General features: G+C 40.9%; 13 protein-coding genes. 9 read left to right on the top strand and 4 right to left on the bottom strand.

The annotated features are described in order from the left end of the window. Window positions 1-16 precede the first annotated feature (16 nt). The 4 genes from P2G54_RS13880 (at window position 17) to P2G54_RS13865 (ending at window position 7,028) form a co-directional block, all read left to right on the top strand. Window positions 17-1,099: an efflux RND transporter periplasmic adaptor subunit gene (locus P2G54_RS13880; protein ID WP_275872120.1), complete on the top strand. Its 1,083-nt coding sequence runs from the start codon at window positions 17-19 to the stop codon at window positions 1,097-1,099. A 2-nt stretch (window positions 1,100-1,101) separates the two neighbouring features. Beyond that, window positions 1,102-4,164 (top strand): efflux RND transporter permease subunit, encoded by a 3,063-nt coding sequence (locus P2G54_RS13875; RefSeq protein WP_275872117.1) that lies wholly within the window; start codon window positions 1,102-1,104, stop codon window positions 4,162-4,164. Further along, the gene (locus tag P2G54_RS13870) at window positions 4,164-5,507 is read left to right on the top strand and encodes a TolC family protein (RefSeq protein WP_275872115.1); all 1,344 of its coding nucleotides are present in this window, start codon (window positions 4,164-4,166) and stop codon (window positions 5,505-5,507) included. The genes P2G54_RS13875 and P2G54_RS13870 overlap by 1 nt, the downstream gene beginning before the upstream one ends. Window positions 5,508-5,633: 126 nt before the next feature. Next, a complete protein-coding gene (locus P2G54_RS13865; RefSeq protein ID WP_275872113.1) occupies window positions 5,634-7,028 on the top strand; it encodes a transporter substrate-binding domain-containing protein in 1,395 nt (464 codons plus the stop codon). A 2-nt stretch (window positions 7,029-7,030) separates the two neighbouring features. On the opposite strand, the gene P2G54_RS13860 is transcribed toward P2G54_RS13865, so the two are convergent. From P2G54_RS13860 to P2G54_RS13850, 3 genes are all read right to left on the bottom strand, one after another. Continuing rightward, window positions 7,031-7,498: a RidA family protein gene (locus tag P2G54_RS13860; RefSeq protein ID WP_275872111.1), complete on the bottom strand. Its 468-nt coding sequence runs from the start codon at window positions 7,496-7,498 to the stop codon at window positions 7,031-7,033. A gap of 14 nt (window positions 7,499-7,512) precedes the next feature. Beyond that, a complete protein-coding gene (locus tag P2G54_RS13855) occupies window positions 7,513-8,826 on the bottom strand; it encodes a gluconate:H+ symporter (protein ID WP_275872109.1) in 1,314 nt (437 codons plus the stop codon). Window positions 8,827-8,907: 81 nt separating this feature from the next. Then, on the bottom strand, window positions 8,908-11,214 hold the full coding sequence (locus tag P2G54_RS13850) for a T9SS type A sorting domain-containing protein (protein ID WP_275872107.1): 2,307 nt from the start codon (window positions 11,212-11,214) through the stop codon (window positions 8,908-8,910). An 86-nt stretch (window positions 11,215-11,300) separates the two neighbouring features. Here P2G54_RS13850 and P2G54_RS13845 point away from each other — a divergent pair, with 86 nt between their 5' ends. From P2G54_RS13845 to P2G54_RS13835, 3 genes are all read left to right on the top strand, one after another. Continuing rightward, on the top strand, window positions 11,301-12,443 hold the full coding sequence (locus P2G54_RS13845; protein WP_275872105.1) for a DUF4105 domain-containing protein: 1,143 nt from the start codon (window positions 11,301-11,303) through the stop codon (window positions 12,441-12,443). Window positions 12,444-12,505: 62 nt separating this feature from the next. Further along, on the top strand, window positions 12,506-14,548 hold the full coding sequence (gene uvrB, locus P2G54_RS13840; RefSeq protein ID WP_275872103.1) for an excinuclease ABC subunit UvrB: 2,043 nt from the start codon (window positions 12,506-12,508) through the stop codon (window positions 14,546-14,548). Window positions 14,549-14,563: 15 nt separating this feature from the next. Beyond that, a complete protein-coding gene (locus P2G54_RS13835; RefSeq protein WP_275872101.1) occupies window positions 14,564-15,208 on the top strand; it encodes an RNA-binding domain-containing protein in 645 nt (214 codons plus the stop codon). On the opposite strand, the gene P2G54_RS13830 is transcribed toward P2G54_RS13835, so the two are convergent. After that, window positions 15,183-16,106: a pyridoxal-phosphate dependent enzyme gene (locus tag P2G54_RS13830; RefSeq protein WP_275872098.1), complete on the bottom strand. Its 924-nt coding sequence runs from the start codon at window positions 16,104-16,106 to the stop codon at window positions 15,183-15,185. The two genes, P2G54_RS13835 and P2G54_RS13830, sit on opposite strands and share 26 nt — an antisense overlap. A gap of 54 nt (window positions 16,107-16,160) precedes the next feature. Here P2G54_RS13830 and P2G54_RS13825 point away from each other — a divergent pair, with 54 nt between their 5' ends. Together P2G54_RS13825 and P2G54_RS13820 are read left to right on the top strand one after the other, a co-directional pair. Continuing rightward, the gene (locus P2G54_RS13825; RefSeq protein WP_275872096.1) at window positions 16,161-17,195 is read left to right on the top strand and encodes an RluA family pseudouridine synthase; all 1,035 of its coding nucleotides are present in this window, start codon (window positions 16,161-16,163) and stop codon (window positions 17,193-17,195) included. 1,061 nt (window positions 17,196-18,256) lie between these two features. Then, window positions 18,257-22,603 (top strand): hypothetical protein, encoded by a 4,347-nt coding sequence (locus P2G54_RS13820; RefSeq protein ID WP_275872094.1) that lies wholly within the window; start codon window positions 18,257-18,259, stop codon window positions 22,601-22,603. Window positions 22,604-22,625 lie beyond the last annotated feature (22 nt).

Below are 22,625 nucleotides of genomic sequence, written 5' to 3'. Positions count from 1 at the left end.
ACCAGCTCTTTTCTTTATGAAAAAACAAACCAAGATCTTTCTTATTGTAGCAATCCTTATATTGATTGCAATTATCTTTTTGTACCCAAGGCTGAATAACAGGAATTCCAACGAATCCAGCTTGTCAACTTCGGGTCCAGGACAAGGGGCTCCTCAGGAATTGCCAGTAGATGTGGTAAAGCTGCAAAAGGAAGTCCTTCGAAACCAACTTCAGATAACTGGTAATGTGCTTCCCAACGAGTCGGTAGATCTTAAGCCAGAGATCTCAGGTTTAGTTACAAAAATTAATTTCAAGGAAGGTCAATATGTGACTAAAGGGACTCCCTTACTTTATCTCAATGATGAAGAACTCCAAGCTCAGTTTCAAAGACTTCAGTACACCCAGAAACTCTTCGAAACTCAAGAAAACAGACAGAAGCAGTTGTTGGCTCGGGAAGCGATCAGCCAAGAAGAATACGATATTGCACTGAACCAATTCAATACTGCTTTGGCAGATATCAAATTGGTTGAGGCCCAATTGGAGAAAACGGTCATTCGTGCCCCCTTCAATGGAATTGTGGGACTTCGTCAAGTTTCAGAAGGGTCCGTAATTGGTCCCTCCAACATAATAGCAAGTATTGTAAACCTTGACCCGATTAAGATAGAATTTTCTATTCCAGAGCGGTATTCCACACAAGTTTCAGTTGGCTCGACTATTTATTTTTCCAGTGAATCTACTCCAAAAGAAGTGGAAGGAAAGGTTTATGCCTTTGAGCCTCAAATTGACCCAGCAACTAGAACTCTTAAGCTGAGAGCTGAAAGTCCAAACAAAGAAGGAAAATATCTTCCGGGTATGTTCGTCAAAATCCGTTTCGTATTGGGTGTTCAAGAAGATGCGTTATTGGTTCCAGCTCAAGCGGTGATTCCAGAATTGGAAGGATTCAAGGTTTTTGTGGCAAAAGCTGACGGAACTGCCGAGGAGAGAAAAATTGAAATTGGTACCCGGACCGAAAGCCATGTCCAAGTGCTTGCAGGCTTGGAAGAATGTGAGCAGGTGCTTGTTACCGGGGTAATGCAAGTGAGACAAGGTTCACGTATCAAACCCAATCTAATTAACTGATTATGGCCGGTCTTTCAAAAACAAGTATTGATCGCCCAGTATTGGCGATCGTGATGTCCTTAGTAATTGTCCTTTTTGGAGCGATAGGGATATCATTTTTAGGAATTCGGGAGTACCCAAGTGTGGATCCCCCGGTGATTAACGTGTCTACCACATATGTAGGAGCAAACGCAGACGTCATTGAGGCCCAGATCACCGAACCACTTGAGGAACAAATCAACGGGATTCAGGGAATCAAATCTCTTACATCAACCAGTTCTGATGGTAGAAGTAACATTACGGTTGAGTTTGAAGTAGGTGGAGATCTCGAAGCTGCAGCGAATGACGTGAGGGATAAAGTTTCCGGTGCCCAGCGTAACCTTCCTCCTGATGCAGAACCTCCAGTTGTATCCAAGGCAGACGCCGATTCTCAGCCTATTTTGGCGATAACCGTCAAATCAGAAAAGAGATCCCTTTTGGAATTGTCTGATATTGGGGACAATATATTCAAGGAAAGACTTCAGACCATTCCTGGGGTCAGTAGGGTTCAGATCTGGGGTGACAAAGAATATGCTATCCGCTTAAGAATGGATCCAATGAAGATGGCTTCCTATGGGATCACCCCATTGGACGTGCTTCAAAAGGTCCAAAGTGAAAACGTCGAGCTTCCCTCGGGAAGAATTGAGGGACAAAATATTGAACTTTCTGTTCGTACTAAAAGCCGTCTATCCTCCCCACAGGAGTTTAACCAGCTGATCATCAAAGAGGATCAAAACAATATTGTTAGGTTTCAAGACATTGGATCTGCAGAACTTTCAGCCCTAAATGAAAAAACTGTTTTAAAGCGAAATGGTGTCCCCATGGTTGCAGTGGTACTCGTACCTCTTCCGGGATCCAATAATATTGAGATAGTTGATGAGTTTTATCGAAGAATATCCTCTATAGAAAAAGACCTTCCTGAAGACGTGAAGATCGAGCTTGGGTTTGATTCGACTAAATATATCCGAAATTCCATTTCTGAGGTTCAGGAAACTATCATTACGGCATTTATTCTGGTAGTAGCCATTATTTTTCTCTTTTTAAGGGACTGGCGAACGACTTTCATTCCGGTATTGACTATTCCGATTTCATTGATTGGTGTATTCTTTATCATGTACCTGATGGATTTCTCCATCAACGTCCTGACCTTGCTGGGTATAGTTCTATCCATTGGTCTGGTAGTGGATGATGCGATTGTGGTACTGGAAAATATCTATGCCCGAATTGAAAAAGGAGAAAAACCACTGGAAGCTGCAAAGCAGGGATCTGAGGAGATTTTCTTTGCTGTAATCGCGACTACGGTTGCTTTGGCAGCTGTATTCCTTCCGGTTATTTTCTTGACCGGAACAACGGGTAGATTGTTTAGGGAGTTTGGTATTGTCGTAGCAGGATCGGTGATCATTTCTTCATTTGTGGCACTTACCATGACCCCAATGTTGAGTAGCCGATTACTCAAGCGACGTGAGAAGCACAATGCTTTTTACAATATGACTGAACCATTCTTTGTTTGGCTGAATGATATCTATGATCGGGCCTTGGCTGTTTTCATGAAAGGGAAGTGGGTAGCTTTTATCCTGATCGCATTTATGGGTTTCGGGATTTATTGGTTGTTCAACAACCTACAGACCGAACTGGTGCCTACTGAGGACAGAGGGGAACTCAGGGTGAACATGTCTGGGCCTGAGGGAGCCACATTTGGCTATATGGACAAAGTAGTGGATCAATTGGTTCAGGATTTTCTTACCGAACTTCCAAAGGAGGAAATTGTCTCGCTTACTTCGGTAACTTCACCTGGTTTTGGGACCTCAAATACCAACTCGGCATTTATCAGATTTGTCCTGTCAGATGCTTCTGAGAGAAGTCGTAGTCAGCAGGAGATTTTCAACCAAGTGAATGGCATGCTCCGATCTACCACAGCAGTCAGAGCATTTGCTCAGCAGCCTGTATCCATTGGGGATAGAAGAGGAGGACTTCCTGTACAATATGTAATTCAGGCTCCTACCATAGAAAAACTGAAGGAAGCCATTCCACCATTCATGGAGAATGTAGGCAAGAGCAAAGCATTTATTTTCTCAGACATCAACCTCAAATTCACCAAGCCTGAACTTGAAATTGAAATTGACCGGGAAAAGGCCAGAAATATGGGAGTTTCTGTGCAAGAGATTGCCAGAACCTTACAGCTTTCTTACTCAGGACAGCGATTTGCTTATTTTATCATGAATGGAAAGCAATATCAGGTAGTCGGGGAAATGAGGCTTGAAGACCGAAACGAGCCAATCAACCTCAGAATGCTATATGTCCGAGGGGACAGAGGTCAGTTGGTTCAATTGGATAATTTGGTAAGGGTCGTTGAGAGAAGTACTCCACCTCAACTTTACCGATTCAATCGATTTGTAAGTGCCACAGTTTCAGCAAACCTTGCTCAGGGATATACTATTGGGGATGGTTTGGATGAAATGGACAGAATTGCATCGGAGGTTTTGGATGAATCCTTTTCAACAGACGTTTCAGGTCCATCCAAAGAGTTTAGGGAAAGCTCCAATAGTTTGATGTTCGCCTTTATTTTCGCCTTGGTGTTGATTTACCTAGTACTTTCAGCCCAATTTGAAAGTTTCCTTGATCCATTGACCATCATGCTTACCGTGCCTTTGGCAATTTTCGGAGCATTGCTGACCCTTTGGGCCTTTGGATTTACGCTCAACATATTTTCCCAGATTGGAATTATCATGCTCATAGGTTTGGTGACCAAAAACGGGATTCTAATAGTGGAATTTGCCAACCAGAGGAAAGCTCAAGGTATGTCCGTAGAGGAGTCAATTTATGGAGCAGCTGTTGCCCGATTCCGACCCATTTTGATGACAAGTTTGTCTACAATCTTGGGAATTTTGCCTATTGCTCTGGGATTGGGTGCAGGCTCAGAGAGCCGTGTGCCAATGGGAGCGGCGGTGATTGGAGGATTGGCATTTGCCACGATCCTAACCCTGTTTATTATCCCGGCCATTTATACTTATCTGACCTCAAAAGAAGGAAGACTAGCTAGAATTTAATGAAGAAACTATATTTTGTGCTCATTGCGAGCCTATTTGGAAATTGTCTTTTTGCCCAAGGCCAGGAAGCTCTAGACCTGGAAAAAGCAATCCAGTTGGGACTGGAAAATAACCTAGATGTAAAAATCTCGGTTGAAAACATCAATTTAAGGGAAGGAGACCAGCGAATCGGATGGGGTGCGCTTATGCCTGTTGTTAATGCCGTTTATGCTAGAAGCTTCTCTAAGGAAGATGTAACCCAAAAATTTATCAATGACCCCGAGCCAAGGCAGATCGATAATGCAAAATCAAGGACCGAGAATTTTACGGTAGCTGGAATCTATGGTTTCCGTCCGGAGGTTTTGGTTATGGTCAAAAGGCTAGGTCAGTTGACAGAAATTTCCCAGTTGGAGGCAAAAGTAGCCGTGGAAAATACTGTTGCAGGGATTTCTACCGCCTATTATCGTTTAGTGCTGGAGCTTCAGCGCTATGAAGTGTTGAAAAGAACCCTTGAGCTCAGCCAGTCCAGACTGGACATTGCCCAGGCTCAATATGATTTGGGAGGAGCAGGAAAAAGGGATTTTCTGACCGCCGAGGTGGATTATAACTCGGATTTGATCGCACTTGAAAATCAGTTACAGACTATAAAGACAGCTCAGATCAATTTGAACGAACTGTTGGCTTTGGATCCTACGACCGAATTTTTGGTCAATGACACCATTTTGGTGGGTGAGGAATTAAAGCTTTTGGAATTGGAAGAAAATGCGTTTATGGAGAATAAGCAGTGGCTTGTTACTCAACGGCAAGAAAATATTGCATTTCTTCAGTTGAAGGAATTGCAAGCCCAGCGCCTACCTGTTTTGAATTTGAACGGAAACTATGTAAACAATACCTCCAATTCCGATGCTGGATTTTTGATTCAAAATCAGCGTGCCGGATTTAACTATGGGGGAAATATTACTTTCAACCTATTCTCAGGTTTTACTTTGAACCGTAGGATTCAAAATGCCAAGGTACAGCAACGTATTCAAGGCCATGCTGTGGAGCAATTTGAAATTCAGCTGAAATCTGATCTTCACAGAGCTTATAATGCCTACCAAAACAGCCGTAAGCTTCTTGAAATTGAGAAGAAAAATTATGCGGTTGCCAAAGAAAGTAGTGAAATAGCCCTAGAAAGGTTTAGGTTGGGGATCTCATCCTACCTAGAGTTTAGAGACGCCCAGGTCAATTTGCTGAATGCTGAAAATCGCTTGATCACTTCCATTTTCAATATCAAAAATCAGGAAATTGAACTCATGCGATTGTCGGGTAAGATTTTCTTTGACAGTAGTTTTGAGGACTTACAGCTTCCAGCAATGGAATAAGTAAATAAGGGACAATTAATTTGTCCCTTATTTTTTTTGCTTTTTTTAGGAATTCCTTCACATTTATTTTGGCATAGGGTTTGACACTTTTTTCCTTCGGATCATCCCGGCCCTTGGGCCAATTAAATGAGAAAAGCATTAGTTCTTGTTATTTCCATATTGATAATAGGAAGTTTAGGTATGCAATGCACCTTTCTTCAAAGGCATTTTGGAGAGGAAACACTCGATGAGACTTACATTCTAGACTTGCCAGGAATTAAGACAAGGGGATTTATTCGGGCAGCAGTAGACAATAATTCCACCGGTTATTATATCTACCGGGGTAGAAGGATGGGTTACGAATATGAGTTGCTTAGAGATTTAGCCAAAAAATTGGGAGTGCAGCTCAATTTGGTTTTGGTCTCAGATATTGATGCGGCATTTGATTTTCTACAAGATGGAAGGGTAGATGTAATAGCCATGAATCTTGAAAAAAACAATGAAAGGGCAACGAGAGGGATGTTTACCCGTCCTTTGGGTAAAATCAATACCGTACTTGTTGGGGCAAAAAATTCTCCCAAGATAAATGATTGGGAAGAACTCAATGGAGATACGGTATATGTTCGCAGAGGGGCTGTTTATAAATCCGAGTTATGTAGCGTAAAAGATTCTCTTCAGCTTGATTTTTTGGTAATGGAAACCCCGGATCATGAGGAGACATTGATTGATAGAGTGGCTGAAGGAGAAATAAAATGGACCATTGCTGATCAAAATATTGCGCTTGCCAATAAGACTTATTACGATGGATTGAATATTTCCTGGAAGGTTACCGAGTCAGAAGAAGTGGCTTGGGTAGTAAGAAAGAATTCCCCCAAACTCCTTTCAGAGATCAATAGCTGGCTTGAGAAAGAGGAAAAGAAACTGATCCCGATTCTCTATTCTAAATACTTTCTGAATTCTAAAAATAGCTATTTCAGAAATACAAGTGCATTTTCTTCCTTGGCCGGAAACCGAATTTCTGTCTATGATGAACTGATCCAGCAAGGAGCCCAGGAATTGGGTTGGGATTGGAGACTCTTGGCTTCTTTGGTTTATAAAGAATCCAAGTTTGATACGACGGCAATTTCTTATGCCGGCGCTCAGGGATTGTTGCAGTTAATGCCTGTTACCCTAGAGCGTTTTGGGGTTGAAAACCCCAATGATCCTCGAGAATCCTTGATGGGAGGAATCCGATACCTGAGGTATCTGGATAAATTTTGGATGGAACGTGTTCCTGAGACCAATGAGCGAATTAAATTTATTTTAGCCTCATACAATATTGGGCATGGTCATGTGGAAGATGCCTGGAGGTTGGCTTTGAAATATGGAAAGAATGTTCAGGAATGGGTAAGTGTTGCTGAATTTCTGGAACTGAAAAGCGATCCGGAGTATTATAGGGATCCTCTCGTAAAAAGTGGATATGCAAAAGGACACCTTGCTGTCAATTATGTCAAAGATGTCCTTAGCATTTTTGAATCCTATAAGGCTCTGGTTGAGCCTTAATGCTATTGGTGAAGCTCAAAAAGGGCTTCTATCTCAACGGGAATATTGTCAGGCAATGAGCCCATCCCGACTGCTGACCGTACTCCAATTCCGTTTTCTTCTCCCCATACTTGGGCAAATAATTCACTGCAGCCATTGATGACATAAGGGTGTCGCTCGAAAGAAGGAATACAATTTACCATTCCCAAAACCTTGATGACTCTCTTGACTTTGTTCAGTGAGCCAAGGTTTGCTTGTATTGTAGCCAACATGGCTAAACCCACCTGTCTTGCTGCAAGTTTGCCGGATTCAATATCCATATCCTCTCCGATTCTTCCTATGATCAGAGTTCCGTCTTCCTGAACAGTGCCATGCCCAGACAAATACAGGTATTTTCCGTCAATAAGACAGGGTTTATAGACTCCCAAGGGCTTTGGGGCCGGTGGAAGGGTTAATCCAAGCTTTGCGAAATTGTTTTCAGGGGTTTCCATATGTTTTTATTTGTTTAGATAAACAGGTCTAAGATTAAGACGCCTACTAGTCCCATTACAGCAACTAAGGTTTCCATTACAGACCAGGTTTTAATGGTGTCTTTGATGCTAACATTGAAAAACTCTTTGTACATCCAAAAACCGGCATCGTTGAAATGGGAAAACATCAAACTTCCAGCTCCAATGGAAAGTACCAAGAGATTGGGGTCGACATTCATGGTAGTAACCAAAGGCGCTATGATTCCGGCAGTGGTCAAACCCGCAACTGTAGCAGAACCAACACAAACCCGGATGATGGCAGTAATTAACCAGGCTAGTATTAGTGGGTGCAAAGACCAATTCTTTAGCCCTTCTGCAATAGTTAAGCTAACTCCCGAGTCCGTAAATATTTGTTTTAAAGCTCCTGCACCCGCAACTATGAGTAGAATCATAGCAATGTCTTTGGTGGCATTGGTGTACAACTCCATCAGATGTTTCATAGTGAACTTCATCCTAAGTCCAATGGTATATGTGGCGACTAAAACAGAGATAATCATCACGATCCCAGGATTTGCAACAAAAGAAATCAAAGGAGCAAAAAAACTGTCCTCAGGAGTATTTAAACTCAGAGCAGTAGTTCCTACCAAAAGAACTACCGGGAGCAGGGCAGTGAAGAAACTATTGGTTGTTCCTGGCAATTCTTCCTCCGGTCGGGTTTCAGCCTGAAAGGTTTTCAGGGGCTCTGCCTTCACTTTTTTCAAAAGTGTAGAGAACAAAGGACCTGCAACTATGATGGTTGGTATGGTGATCAAAAATCCATAGAATAAGGTCAAGCCCATATTTGCCTCAAATTGTGCTACCAAAGCAGCGGGAGATGGATGAGGAGGCAAGAAACCATGGGTGACCGAAAGCGCTGCCAAAAGGGGAATACCAACATAAACTGCAGAGATTCTATATTGGTAGGACACCGTGAATGCAAGAGGTACAAGCAAGACGAAGCCTACATTGTAGAACAGAGGGATACCCACAATTAGGCCAGTCAGAGACATGGCCCAAGTGATGTGTTTTTCCCCAAAAACCTTCATTAGAACCCCAGCGATCCGTTGAGCTGCTCCACTTTCTGCCACAAGTTTTCCTAACATGGCACCCATTACAATTACTATTACAAGGTCGCCTAAGAGGTGTCCCATGCCGTTTTGAACAGATGAGGCAATTTTGTCAGCTGGCAAGCCTAAGAGGAAACCAGCGGTGATGGAGGAAATCAAAAAGGCCAAAAATGGGTTAAGTTTGGCCCATACGATCAGTAATACCAAAATGGCAATGCTGATCAGAACGAGTAGGATAGTCATAGGTTGAGATTGGGTTGGAATTCCAAGATATAAAAATTGGACTAATCTCAGTTTCTGCTCATATAATTCTCGAAATTGAACCTATTCTTTGATCCATTTTTGAACATAATTTTCAGAGGATGAATAAAACCGGATGAGGTAAAGGCCCCTTTCAAGTTGGAGAAGTCTTGAAATTAAGACTTCTTCTTTCAGCTCTTGGTCGAAACGGATTTTACCATTGATATCAGCTACTTGTACCCACATTTTCTGCTCATTGAAATGACTTGGGATATTTAGGTGGATCAAGCCGGATTGGTAGGGGTTAGGGTAAACCAAAGGATTATTTTCCCTATTTGTTCTCTGCAAATTGAAGAGAATAACTTTGCTCCATGAACTTTTCCCAAAATGATCCAAATGGTGTATTTGGTAATAGGTATCTCTGAATTGAGAAGAAGTTTTATCAACAAACTCATAGTCCCGGATATCTTTCTCTTGTTGATTTCCTGTAATCTCTCCAATTTTTTGCCATCCTGAAGCTAAATTTTCGGTTCGAAAAATCTCGAATTTCTCATTGCCCGCTGCGCCAGATATTTTCCAATTGAGAACGGCATGGTTTTCAGATTTTTTTACTTGAAATTCAAGCCAAGTAATGGGTAGAACCGTGGCAGTTCTGAAGCTTCCAATTGTAAAATTAGTACCTTCTAACTCATCCACAGTCAAATTTCTTCTAGCCCAAAGCTCCGTCGGGTCTAATCCTGCCAAGTGACTCCCGGAAGCGGCATAGCCTGTCCCAACTATCCTGAGGTCGTCTTCATTGTCTACAATTAATTGATGGGCCGAAATTCTCATTTCCAAAGGGTTGGAACTTGGGTTTAAACCTGAGAATTGGAAGTAGGAGTAAAGCCGATAAAGAATGGGTGTGCCGTCTGAATCATTGAATCCTGCGTTGAAATCTGCTCCTTTGGTTTCATTAAAAGTGATTTCTAGTGAGCCTCCAGCGGAATTGCCCAAAAGCTGAACTTTCCTAATTCCTCCGTTTTGTGTGTCTTCATAGGGAAAGGTGGCATTGGTTTGGTTGAGGACTAAAGGTGTACCGTGATAGGTAAACGTGTCGATATTTTTCCAGGTACCCCCCGTGTAGTTTAATCCACCAGTAAGTGAGGAGTTTATTTCAAGGTCATTTCCATTTAAATCCAATGAGCCATTGAGGAGGTTCAGGTTTCTAGAGACCTGTAATTTTTCATAGCTGCTTAATTCCCCATTGAATTTGTTTAAGGATAAATCTTGGGTTTCTAGAGAAAACCCAAGGATTTCCTGATCACCTGCTCCTACAAAATGAAGGTGAGAATTACTGCCTAAAAATGTTCCTGAACCGACTTTTTCCATATTCCCAAGTATAAATAATGTGGAGGGAAGTGTTAAATCGAAGTTGCTATCCAATTGAAGGTTATTGACTGCCTGAGGAACGGCAGCATCAGGATAGGATTTTGACAAATAGCTTTTTAAGGAGGTTCCTCCCCGATAGATCAATTTGCCATTTAATTGAATACTTGCTGCTTCGATTAGGGGTGCATTTCCTTCCAGAATGAGTTCACCATCTGGCCAAACATCCAATAAGCTGGCGCTTAAAGATGCAGAACGAAAGAGTATGTCCTCATTGCATTCACTAATTAGTCTTGCCCCGGATTCAATGGTAAAAGTTCCAAAGGGACCAGCTCCATAAACCGTGGTTTCCGTATTGAAAGAAAAAGTGGCGCATTTAGCCGGGATAACACTTTTATCCAGTTTTTGGATCACAGTACCGGATCTGATTGTAAAAGACAGAGATTTAAAGGCTTCTTCTATAGTTAACTCCACTCCCGGCCCGGGATCAAAAATAACGACATATCTGCTTCGGTCTGATTGGGCACTCCAAGCATTTTGTGGAATGATGGTTCTGGAGTTTCCCCTGAATGTAATCGTACTATTGATTGAATTGCCAATCCAGTTTTGACTGTTCCAAGCTTGATTTGGGATTCCGGGAGCAGGGCCTTCAAAGGCTTGAAGGCTACCATAAATGTCTAAATTGAAACCATTGAGATTTAGTTTTTGGCCAGCGCTAGTTTCAGCATTGATAAATACACTTTTAGCTTCTTCATTTTGCGTTAGTGTTAAGGTATGGGTTTGATCGATATAAATGTCATTAAGTTGAGTTGGTTTGGAGACAGCTGGATTCCATACTATTCCATCATATGTTTCCCAAATACTCAAGTCGGTAAAGTTTCCACTGGCAATTGTTCGGTAGGCATTGATTTCCTGAGCAAATAGTCCAAAGCTGATAAGGCATGATCCTCCAATTGCCGACAATATGCTGTATATTCGGCTGATAAAAAATACCTCAAGGGCGAACGTTTTGCCCAAACTGTCCATAATAAAAAAAATTAAAAAAGAGGATTTAAGTTAATAAAATGAAGTCTAAAAGGAAAGTATTTATCTGGTTTTTTCTGTTGATAATCATGGGGTTAGGTCCCTTGAAAGCCCAGCAATATCGTATTAGCCTTCTGACTTGTGATCCCGGAGATGAATTATATTCTGCATTTGGACATAGCGCTATTCGTGTTCTAGACCGGCTTGAGAAAACAGATTATGTTTTTAACTACGGTACTTTCCAATTTAACCCTCCTATTTTCTATGCAAATTTTGCTGCTGGGAAGCTTGACTACATGTTAAGCGTGAGCCATTATGCAGATTTTGTGAACAATTATTATGAGGAAGGAAGGGGAATCCGTGAGCAGGTCTTGGATCTAAGTCCCGAGCAGGAAAGGTTTATGGTCGAGTTTCTTCAGATCAATTATTTGCCTGATCGAAGATTCTATCGCTACGATTTCTTTTTTGACAATTGTGCAACCCGAATTCGAGATGCAATGGAGTTGGTTTTGGGGGATAAATTGGTTTGGAATGATGAAGAGGTTCAGGAATCAGAAAAGACTTTTAGAGATCTCATTGACGAATACGTCATGCGTATGCCTTGGGCGGATTTGGGGATTGACTTGGCATTGGGATCCGTGATAGACCGGGATGCAAGTCCACGGGATGAGCAATTCTTGCCAGATTATATGGAGCAAGCTTTTGCAAGAGCTCAAATACAAGGTGATGGGCCAACTCGTCCTTTGGTCAAAGAAACCAATGTTATTTTAAATCTTCCAAGAAAAGAAAGTTCTTTTGGGCTTTTGAATCCTTACTTGATTTTTTGGGCCTTTGCCATAGGTTTTACTATCATCACCTACGTTGGGCATAAAAAGAAGAGGCTTTATTTAGGCTTTGATATTGGCTATTTCGCTATTTTGGGAGTTTTGGGAGTGGTCGTATTTCTGCTTTGGTTCGGTACTGAACACACCGCTACGCTATGGAACTGGAATCTGCTTTGGGCCTTTCCAGGACATTTGGTTTTGGCTATTTCCTTGCTTTCTAAAAAATCCAAACCATGGGTTCGGAGCTATTTGTTATTTGCACTCATTCTGGCTGATGCAGCTGTAGTTTTTTGGATTTTGGGATGGCAGTCATTACACCCTAGCTTGATTCCTATTTTGCTGGTACTGATTCTCCGTACCAATTACCTCTATTACAATTTTGAAAAGTTAAAAGCTTTGAAGGCGTAGTTTTTCTATAGCCCGAAAACTTTCACACCCACTTTGCGTGTTGGGTTAGTTGATATATACTCATGGAATTTAAAATTACATCTGACTATCAACCCACTGGAGATCAGCCAAAGGCGATCCAAAAGCTAGCAGAGGGTGTGAAAAATGGAGATAAGGCCCAGGTTCTTTTGGGAGTTACGGGTTCAGGAAAGACTTTTACAATTGCCAACCTGATCCAAGAGGTCCAAAAGCCTACTTTGGTCTTGAGTCATAACAAAACTTTGGCTGCACAGCTTTATGGGGAGTTCAAGCAGTTCTTTCCTGAAAATGCCGTCGAGTATTTCATTTCCTATTATGACTATTACCAACCAGAGGCATTTATACCAAGTTCTGGAACTTATATAGAAAAGGATCTTTCCATCAATGAGGAGATAGAAAAGCTGCGTCTGAGTGCTACCTCTGCACTGCTTACTGGTAGAAGGGATGTGATTGTGGTTGCCTCTGTTTCCTGTATCTATGGTATCGGAAACCCAGAGGAGTTTGCCAAAAATGTAATCCGAATCCAGGAAGGAGATAGAATTCCGAGAAATCAGTTGCTTTTCAAGCTGGTTGATATTTTATATAGCCGAACCAATCATGAATTGACACATGGGACCTTCCGTGTGAAAGGCGATACTGTAGACATTTTTGTAGCCTATGCAGATTGGGGATACAGGATTTTTTTCTGGGGAGATGAAATCGAAGCTATTCAGAGGATTGATCCTGCTTCAGGGAAAAAATTAAACGATGAAAAGATCATTTCCATATTTCCCGCTAATCTTTTCGTGACAGGAAGGGACACCATTCAAACTGCCATTCACGAAATTCAAGACGACATGGTCGCTCAGGTTAATTTCTTTGAAAAAGAAGGAAAGTTTATGGAAGCCAAGCGTTTGCAGGAGAGGACCGAATTTGATCTCGAAATGATCCGTGAGCTTGGCTACTGTTCGGGTGTGGAAAACTATTCAAGGTATTTTGATAGAAGGAAACCAGGGATGCGCCCTTTCTGCCTCTTGGACTACTTTCCGGATGATTTTCTCATGGTGATTGATGAAAGTCACGTGACTGTTCCGCAGATTCGGGCTATGTGGGGAGGAGACCGGTCCAGAAAGGTTAATTTGGTGGATTTTGGATTTAGACTTCCATCTGCTTTGGACAACAGACCCTTGAAGTTTGATGAATTTGAAGACTTGACGAATCAGGTGGTCTATGTTTCTGCAACGCCGGCAGATTATGAACTTTCCTTGACTGAGGGGGTAGTAGTAGAGCAAATTATTCGACCGACAGGTTTGTTGGACCCAACCATTGAAGTGAGGCCGAGCCAGAATCAAATTGACGATTTGTTGGAAGAAATTGACCAGACTATCAAGACTGACGCCCGGGTATTGGTCACTACATTGACCAAGCGAATGGCGGAAGAACTGCAGAAATATCTTGAGCGGGCTGGTGTCAAATCCCGCTACATCCATTCGGAGGTAAAAACCCTTGATCGTGTCGAGATATTGAGAGAGCTTCGGTTGGGGGTGTTTGATGTATTGGTTGGAGTGAATTTGTTAAGAGAAGGATTGGATTTACCTGAAGTGTCTTTAGTGGCGATTTTGGATGCTGACAAGGAAGGTTTTCTTCGCAATGAACGGAGTTTGGTGCAGACCATTGGGCGAGCTGCAAGAAATTCGGAGGGCCGGGTAATCATGTATGCAGACAAGGTCACTGAATCTATGGAAAAAGCCATTGATGAGACAAGGAGGAGAAGAGCTTTACAGATTGCCTATAATGAAGAACATGGAATAACTCCAACCACAGTGATCAAATCCCGTGATAAAATCATGGGGCAGACAAAAGTGGCTGACTCTAAAAAGAATGCGAAGTTCTATGCTGAGCCAATGCCTAGCGAAGAACAGATTGCTGCAGATCCAGTTGTTCAGTATCTGAGTAAAGAAAAGTTGGAGAAACTGATAGCCCAGACTCAGAAGCAGATGGAAAAAGCTGCCAAAGAACTCAATTTCATGGAGGCTGCAAGGCTTCGTGATGAATGGCAAGCTCAAAAGTCGCGGTTGGAAAATATGAACCGTGGCCTTGGAAATTAATTTCACACAGTAAAAATGACTCTTCAGGAAGTAAAAGCTTTAGCCTCTAAAGGGGAAGGGCTGAATTTGGAGTTTAAGAAGAAAGCAGCCTTTCCCGAAAAGATTGTGAGGGAACTGATTGCTTTTGCCAATACTGAAGGAGGGTATTTATTTATCGGGGTAGATGACGATGGGACTGTAAGTGGGCAGCGATATATCGAGGAGGAAGTTTTTGTGATGGAACGAGCCATCCGCGAATTGATTCATCCTGTTCTTGATTATGGAGTTGAAACCATCAAATTAAACGAAAAGAAAGGAGTAGCGGTATTTCGGATACCGATCAGTAAAAACCGCCCTCATTATATTTTAGAGGGTGTGAAGAAAAGAGGATTTGTCAGGGTTGAAGATAGATCAGTGCAGGCTAGCCGGGAAATGTGGGAAATCCTAAGAAGAAGTAGAGTTCCTAAAGACACGGTTTTTACTTATGGCAAAAAGGAAGAAGTACTGATGAAGTACCTTGGAGAGGAGGAAAGTATTACTGTAAGCCAATTTTCCAAAATAGCCCGTCTACCAAAATTTTTAGCAAGCAAAACCCTGGTGAGACTGGTTTTGGCCAATGTGCTGCAAATCCACCCACAAGAGTCCGAAGACTATTTTACATTGAAGGGGGAGGTAGTTTGATCCCTGTCATTTTTGTGAAGCCTCTATTTCCCTGAAGACCTCCTGTGTGTATAGCCAGAATTTTGGAGCCAGCTTTGAAATAGTCCTTTTTGATTAAATCCCAGATGCCAAACATCAATTTTCCCGTATATATCGGGTCTAGGGGAATACCAAATTTTTCATAAAACCACCAGATAAATTCAATGAGTTCCTGGGTATATTTTCCATAGCCCCCAAAGTGATATTGGTCAAATATGCTATAGCTACCAGAGGGATTGATATCATTTTTCTTTAACATCTGGTCAATTTCAACGTGGATGAAATTTCCTTTAAGTGATGAAAAACCCATCAGAAATTGATCTTTGGAAATCCTCTTTGCTAAACCGGAAAATGTGCCACCAGTACCGATAGACACTGCAATATGGGATTGTCTTTTTGCTTCAGGATCAAGGATCTGACTAGTCCCCTTAATAGCCAATTCATTTGTTCCTCCTTCGGGAATCAGATAAAAATCGCCAAACTTTTCCCTTAGGTCTTGAATGAAGTGGATTTCTGTTTTTTTTCGGTAAGCTTCACGACTTATAAAGTGAAGCTCCATTCCGCTTTCCTCTGCAGCCTGTAGGGTTGGGTTTAAGGGAGTGATTTTATCCCCCCTGATTATTCCTATTGCATTCAAATTTTCTGAGGAAGCGGCTTTTGCTGTAGCGTAAATATGGTTGGAAAATGCCCCTCCAAAGGTCAAAAGCGTGTCCAGCCCTTTCTTTTGGGCTTCTGCTAAATTGTACTTGAGCTTGTAAAATTTGTTCCCCGAAACTTCAGGATGAACTAGGTCTAGCCTTTTGATCACCAATTCAAGCCCTTTTTCCTCCAGTAATGGGTGATCCAAGACATGGTTTGGTATAGGAAAGGGAACTAGCATAGTGAGATTTATGGTTTAGGGTAAAGTTAAGATTGATCCTGCTATTTTTGCACCATGAGTAACCTTCCAATAGAAGAAATTGAAGATGACGAGATTGAGCTCTTTGAGCATCACAGGATACTTGTGGACAAAGGCCAATCCTTGATGAGGATTGATAAGTTTTTGACCGAGAAGGTTGCCAATGCTACTAGAAATAAAGTTCAGCGCGCTATTGACGCAGGTTTTGTTCTGGTAAACGACCAGCCAACAAAGGCAAATTATAAAATTAAGCCCTTGGATGAAATTCGTGTAGTGCTGGAAAAGCCTCCGAGGGAAACCGATGTGGTGGCGGAGAACATCCCATTGGATATTGTGTATGAAGACTCCCATTTGTTGGTTGTAAATAAGCCAGCAGGTATGGTAGTCCATCCTGCGCATGGAAACTGGACCGGTACTTTGGTGAATGGTTTGGTCTACCATTTTCAAAATCTTCCTGAAATGAAAGGAAACGCCGGTCGCCCAGGTCTTGTTCACCGGATTGACAAAGACACCTCAGGACTCTTGGTAATTGCAAAGTCCGAGGAAGCAATGACGCATTTGGCGGCTCAATTTTACCACCATACGATTGAAAGAACTTACTTGGCACTTGTATGGTCCGAACCTGAGAATGAATCAGGAACTATAATCGGTCATGTGGGAAGAAGTGCCAAAGATCGTAAGGTCATGGATGTTTATCCGGAGGGAAGTCAGGGAAAACACGCGATTACACATTGGAAAGTCCTGAAAAAGTTGCGCTATGTGTCTCTGGTACAATGTAATCTTGAGACGGGAAGAACTCATCAAATTAGAGCGCATATGAAGTTTTTGGGCCATCCCTTATTCAATGATGCCATGTATGGAGGAGATAAAATCAGGAAAGGGACACAGTTTTCCAAATACAAAGCCTTCGTCCAAAATTGCTTTGACCTGATGCCAAGGCAAGCGCTTCACGCTATGTCATTAGGTTTTATTCACCCAGTTACCAAGGAAAAGCTGTATTTTGAAACTCCTCTTCCTGAAGATTTTCAATCCGTATTGGATCGCTGGGAGAATTACGTGACTTTGGATTGAGCGCCAGAGTTTTATGAATCTCGATTTTTTGAAAGCGTAATTTTTAGATCGTTCTGATATAAGATCGGCAATTGAGAGCTTTCCCGTTATCAATTCCTAAATTTTCCAACTGAATCTAAATACGAAATTTTCAAATGATTAAATTACAAACGTTTTCATTAAAAAAAATGTAAAAATTTAATTAAATATTTGAATAATTTGCAACGATGTGATTTCCTGTGCTATATTTGTACAAGCAATTAAGCTAAAGTTCACACACATACTGTAGGATGTTGAAATTGGCAGACAAGCCCTCCTGTCTCGGGGGTGGAGGTCATGGGATAAAGCATTTAGCGAGCTCGTAAATTGCCTAACTACTCCGTGGAGGTTCGAATCCTTCTCCTACAGCAGGTTATTTTGGGTTTATTGTTAATTGACTAAAACCATGAAAATGTATTTCATGGTTTTTTTATTACCTTTTTCAACTATTTAATTAATCTAAACAAATATCATTTGGCAAGCATGTCTAATTTCCCATTAACAAATCCGTAATATGAAATCAAATTCAAAGTGAATATTTAATAAATATTCAATCAAATCAGCTTAATGATAAAAAAAGTGTAAAAAAATGAATATTTATTTATCAAAATTTTAATAAATAAAGGGTTTTACTAATTTTGGATCATTCAAATGAGCAATTGATTGAAAAATCAGAAATATAAAGCTCCATAACCTATTAAATTCTTTTGCACAAGGCAAAGGATCCAAAAGCGACGAGGGGAGGGACCAAACAGCCTAAATCCCTTTTCGCTTTAAAAAGAATTAAAGGATGTATTTAGTGATTACTAATAATCCAAAAACATATACTGTAGGATGTTGAAATTGGCAGACATGCCCTCCTGTCTCGGGGGTGGGGAGGCCAGGATAAAGCGTAGAACAAACCGGACTATAGCCCAACTGCCCCGTGGAGGTTCGAATCCTTCTCCTACAGCAAAGCAACACAAAGTGTTGCTTTTTTGCTTTTAGGGCTTTTTAAAATTGAATTCATCTCCTTTTAGTTATTTTAGTACAAACTCCGGCTAATGACTACTGAAGGAAAGCATAAACACTCCGCGCATCCAATTCGCAAGAAAATTCTGCGTGTGGTCATGCTTGTCATTTTAGGAATTCTGTTTTTAGAGTTTGTCGTCTATTTCGGGTCTAACCTCTTGTTGAACAGTTGGGCACGAAATGCGCTTAGGAAATCCACAGACGGAGTTTATCAACTTGAATTTAATCGAATCAACTTTTCCCTGATTCGAAGAGGAGTTTTTTTAGATGGCTTGGTTTTGAAGCCAGCAAAGGGACACTTACCCAAAGAAGAACAAGTGTTGTTTGACTTGACATTGGATGAGGTTTCTTTTCGGGGACTGTGGTTTGATTTTTCCAATGAGGCTTTTCAGATTCACCAGATTAGGTTTGATAATCCCGATGTAAGACTAGTTTTGCCAGAGAAGGGCAAACCTTCAAATGCAGGAGTCCAAAACAAGAAGGAGAAAGTGTCTCCGGTTAAATTTTTAGAAAATGAACTGTTGAAAAGTATTAGACAATCTCCGCTGAGTGGCGTTTTGATCAATGAAGTATTGATTACGCATGCGGATTTGTTCTTTCTTAATTTTTTAAGTCCTAATTCACTTCATGCAGAGAATACCTCATTAATAGTCAGGCACATAGATTTGACAACTGAGCAGGAATGGAAAACGCCTTTTAATGCCAGAGGATTCGAGTTTAATCTTAAAAATGCTTCATTTCCTCTTCCAGATGGGGTGCATTCGATCAAGGCAAAAGACGTCAGGATATCCTCTTTAGACGACCAAATTGATATCAAAGGCTTTTTACTTCAGCCTGATTATTCAAAAGAAAGTCCTGCTTATTACCAACTTGGATTGGAGGAGTTGAGAGTTGGTAATGTAGATCTGAACCATGCTTTTATGACTTCGGAGGTGAGCATTGATGAAGTAGTTATGAAGATGCCCGACTTCTTTATCAGGAGAAAAAATCGACTTAAGCAAAACCCACAAGATGGGACGACTGGTGATTTGAATGAACTGATTGAAGGTCTATTGAAGTCAATTTCAATCAAAGAACTAGATATCCAAAAAGGAAAATTTCGTTCCTCAGACTTCTTTGACTCCCTGAAAAACAGGATTGATATTGAAAGTTTTGATTTCAAGATGACCAAGTTTTATTTGGGAGAAGATGAGTCAAAAAGGGAAAATCAATTTTTTTACGGAGAAGATGCTGCTATGGAAATCACCGATGCCAGTCTGCATCTAGCAGATGAAATACACCTGGTAACGGGAAAGAAAGTCAGCATCTCAACCTTCAAAGACGAGTTTATGGTAAGTGATTTCAGTATTCGGCCTATCGAGCAGAATATTGAAAGTAAAAATCCGAAAAACCTACTTACCATTTCTTTGCCCTCTTTGGCCTTGAATGAAACCGATCTTCGCAAACTTTATAATGAAGGAAAGCTGGAGTCCGGGGAGATGATTATAACTGACCCAAAGCTTGAAATAATCGAATTGGGGAAAAAACCAGCAGAACAGGAAGAAACTTCGAAAATAGGAGACCTCATTGATGATTTTTTGAATGAAGTCTCTATTGGGAAGCTTTCCTTGGCAAATGGGGAAATTCAATTTAAAAACTCCTCTGGACTCAGAAGTGATGATGTTGGGTTTGAAAAATTCAGCCTAGAACTCGAAGACATCAAGGTCTTGCCTGATAGTAAGACAGCAATTCGTGACTTTGTGTTTGCAGAGGAATTGGTACTTCAACTGGATCAATATCATTTGAAATTGAAAGACAATCTCCATGAATTTTTGGCAGATAGGGTGATTATTGACTCAAAAAACTCACTTGTTGAAATCATCAACTTAAATGTGCGTCCTGAAAATCCAAATGAACTTCAAAAAACACTGGATGCATATGGAAAAACAGCGGTATTAAATCTGCATCTTCCTGCTTTTCGTGCGGAAGGAATTGATGTTCAGGCGGCGTTTAGGGATGAGATTTTGGAAATAGGGAAAATTTCAGTGACGAAGCCTGAAATCGGACTCTCCATTCATAGAGTAAAGAAAGAAGGAACAGAATTGACTTCCTCCTCTGAAATCAGTGATTTGTTGAATCAATATTTTGCTTTCATTCGAATTGACTCCTTGAGTTTTACAAATGGTAAACTTTCCTATGAAAACTTTAGCGGCAATGTTGAAACCTCTTTTCAGGAAGATGATTTTGCTTTTACCCTTAAAGGCTTTGAGGTTCAGAGAGGAAAAGATAGCGGGGAAGAAAAGACTTTCTTTTCAGAAGAAATTGACCTGAAGCTAAATGAGTATTCTTTTAGTCTGGCAGATGGTGCCTATGAAGCAACTACGGATGGCTTCAACTATAATTCCAAAAAACAGAGGATAGTTATTGAAAACCTCCAATTGGTCCCGGGGGAACAACTGAATAGTAGGGTGACATTAAATATAAATCTCCCATGGGTTTCCATGGAGGGAGCTGATATTGAAAAATTCCTTTTTTCGAATGAGCTTAATCTTCAAAAATTCAGTTTGGAGGGAGGTGAAATTGAACTGGGGATAGATCAGAAAATTGAGCGTCAGAGAAGGGAAACTAAAGCCAAAACACCTATTAGAAAAAGTCTTGAAATAGTATCAATTGATACTATTCAGGCCTTAAGTTCCATATTGAAGTTGAATTATCTTTCTTCGGAAAGGGAAGTTCAATCAGTGCAAACGGGGTTTGAAGTTAATGTTTTTGAATTCCATTTGGATTCCACCTTTAATTCGAAGAAGGATTTTTCTGGCCTATTTAGTGAAATAAGCCTAGCACTTCAGGATTTCACCTTTGCACTTCCCGATAGTATTCATGTATTAAGTTTTAATAATGTTATCGTGGATAATAGTACCGATGAAACGGTATTCACTGATTTTAAAATTACTCCACAGAATTTTATTGGGAAGCCGGGCAAACCAATTGTGGACCTAAAGGCAAAGGAATTTGGAATTAGTAACAATTCACTGGAGGACATTCAATCTTCAGGTATCCTTAACCTTCATCGCTTGAGATTAACGGATCCGGTTTTGAATATTTTTATGGATTCGATCAAGGACGAAACTTCGCGAAAGAGAGAGTTGAAATTAGCTCAAAATGGAAGTTTTATCTCTTCAATCCGTGTTGAGGACATACTCTTACAAAATGGGAATATTAATTTCCTGAATAAAAATTCCGAGTCCATTCCCCTCCTTCATTTCGATGGGGTCAATGTTGATTTGCCGGATCTAAATTTGGATATCCTGAACCCCTCCCCTGCAATTAGCTCCCAATTTTTGTTGGAGAAAGACCTTTCATTGTCGCTTTTGGATTATGAACTATACAGCAAGGATAGATTGAATAAGCTCAAAATAGGAAAGGTGAGCTATTTGGATAAAAAGGTCGTTTTGGAAAATATTCGCTTTTCTCCAGTGATTGGCAGATATGAATACTTGAGAAAAATTGGTTCACAGACTGACGTAGTCAATGCAGAGATTGATCGGATGGTGTTGGATCAGATTGACTCAGAAGTCTATTTTTCCGAAGGAAAGTTAAAGGTAGGAATGCTCACTTTTGAAAATCCTGTGATCACAGTTTTCAGGGATAAGCGCATGCCAGAAGCCGATACGGGCTTAAAACCCATGCCTCAATTTCTTATGCAGAATTTCTCCTCAGATTTGTTTATTGATCAGGTAAAAATCAGGAATGGGACGGTAAAGTATCAGGAATTTGGCCCAAAGTCCGTCTTGCCAGGCACGATATCATTTGAGCGGCTTGATGCGGAATTAACACCATTTATTTTACAAAACCCCAAGGAAAAATACCCAATCCAATCCAGCAAGCTAAATGCCCATGCCTACTTGATGGGCACGGGTGAAATTCAGTTAAACTCTACTTTCTATTATACCTATCCTTTTCCTATGGAGGTAGCGGTTCATTTAGGACCATTTGATTTGACTGAAATCAATGATCCTTTAAGTAAAATGGTATTTGTTGGGGTCAAATCAGGACAAGTGAATGAAGCGAATTGGAATTTCACACTCACGGACGAAGAAGTAAGGGGGAAAATGACCTTTTTATACGAAGATTTGAAAGTGGAAATTCTGGATTCCCTAACCCTTGAAAAAGGCAGAGGTAGAAAAGGGTTGATTGCTTTTGCAGCCAATACTTTGTTGAAAAACAGCAACCCAAGAGGTCTTTTCAACAAAACCATTACCTCTGACATTTACTTTATCAGGGATACAAGGCGTTTTATTTTTAATGCCTGGTGGAAGGCAACATTTAGCGGTCTTAGAGGAAGTGTCGGATTGGGCCGGGCAAAAATGCCGGCAGCCAGAAAAGAAGAAGAGGAATAAAAACCCAATTTTATTCCTCTTA

The organism is Algoriphagus sp. CAU 1675, assembly GCF_029222925.1.
Lineage (GTDB): Bacteria > Bacteroidota > Bacteroidia > Cytophagales > Cyclobacteriaceae > Algoriphagus.
This window is presented reverse-complemented; position numbering and strand designations above follow the sequence as displayed.

Bases quoted from the DNA above. Each gene is read 5' to 3' on its own strand.
- uvrB (WP_275872103.1), top strand. From the start codon at position 12,506: ATGGAATTTAAAATTACATCTGACTATCAACCCACTGGAGATCAGCCA.
- P2G54_RS13850 (WP_275872107.1), bottom strand. From the start codon at position 11,214: ATGGACAGTTTGGGCAAAACGTTCGCCCTTGAGGTATTTTTTATCAGC.
- P2G54_RS13845 (WP_275872105.1), top strand. From the start codon at position 11,301: ATGGGGTTAGGTCCCTTGAAAGCCCAGCAATATCGTATTAGCCTTCTG.
- P2G54_RS13880 (WP_275872120.1), top strand. From the start codon at position 17: ATGAAAAAACAAACCAAGATCTTTCTTATTGTAGCAATCCTTATATTG.
- P2G54_RS13825 (WP_275872096.1), top strand. From the start codon at position 16,161: ATGAGTAACCTTCCAATAGAAGAAATTGAAGATGACGAGATTGAGCTC.
- P2G54_RS13865 (WP_275872113.1), top strand. From the start codon at position 5,634: ATGAGAAAAGCATTAGTTCTTGTTATTTCCATATTGATAATAGGAAGT.
- P2G54_RS13860 (WP_275872111.1), bottom strand. From the start codon at position 7,498: ATGGAAACCCCTGAAAACAATTTCGCAAAGCTTGGATTAACCCTTCCA.
- P2G54_RS13875 (WP_275872117.1), top strand. From the start codon at position 1,102: ATGGCCGGTCTTTCAAAAACAAGTATTGATCGCCCAGTATTGGCGATC.
- P2G54_RS13870 (WP_275872115.1), top strand. From the start codon at position 4,164: ATGAAGAAACTATATTTTGTGCTCATTGCGAGCCTATTTGGAAATTGT.
- P2G54_RS13835 (WP_275872101.1), top strand. From the start codon at position 14,564: ATGACTCTTCAGGAAGTAAAAGCTTTAGCCTCTAAAGGGGAAGGGCTG.
- P2G54_RS13820 (WP_275872094.1), top strand. From the start codon at position 18,257: ATGACTACTGAAGGAAAGCATAAACACTCCGCGCATCCAATTCGCAAG.
- P2G54_RS13830 (WP_275872098.1), bottom strand. From the start codon at position 16,106: ATGCTAGTTCCCTTTCCTATACCAAACCATGTCTTGGATCACCCATTA.
- P2G54_RS13855 (WP_275872109.1), bottom strand. From the start codon at position 8,826: ATGACTATCCTACTCGTTCTGATCAGCATTGCCATTTTGGTATTACTG.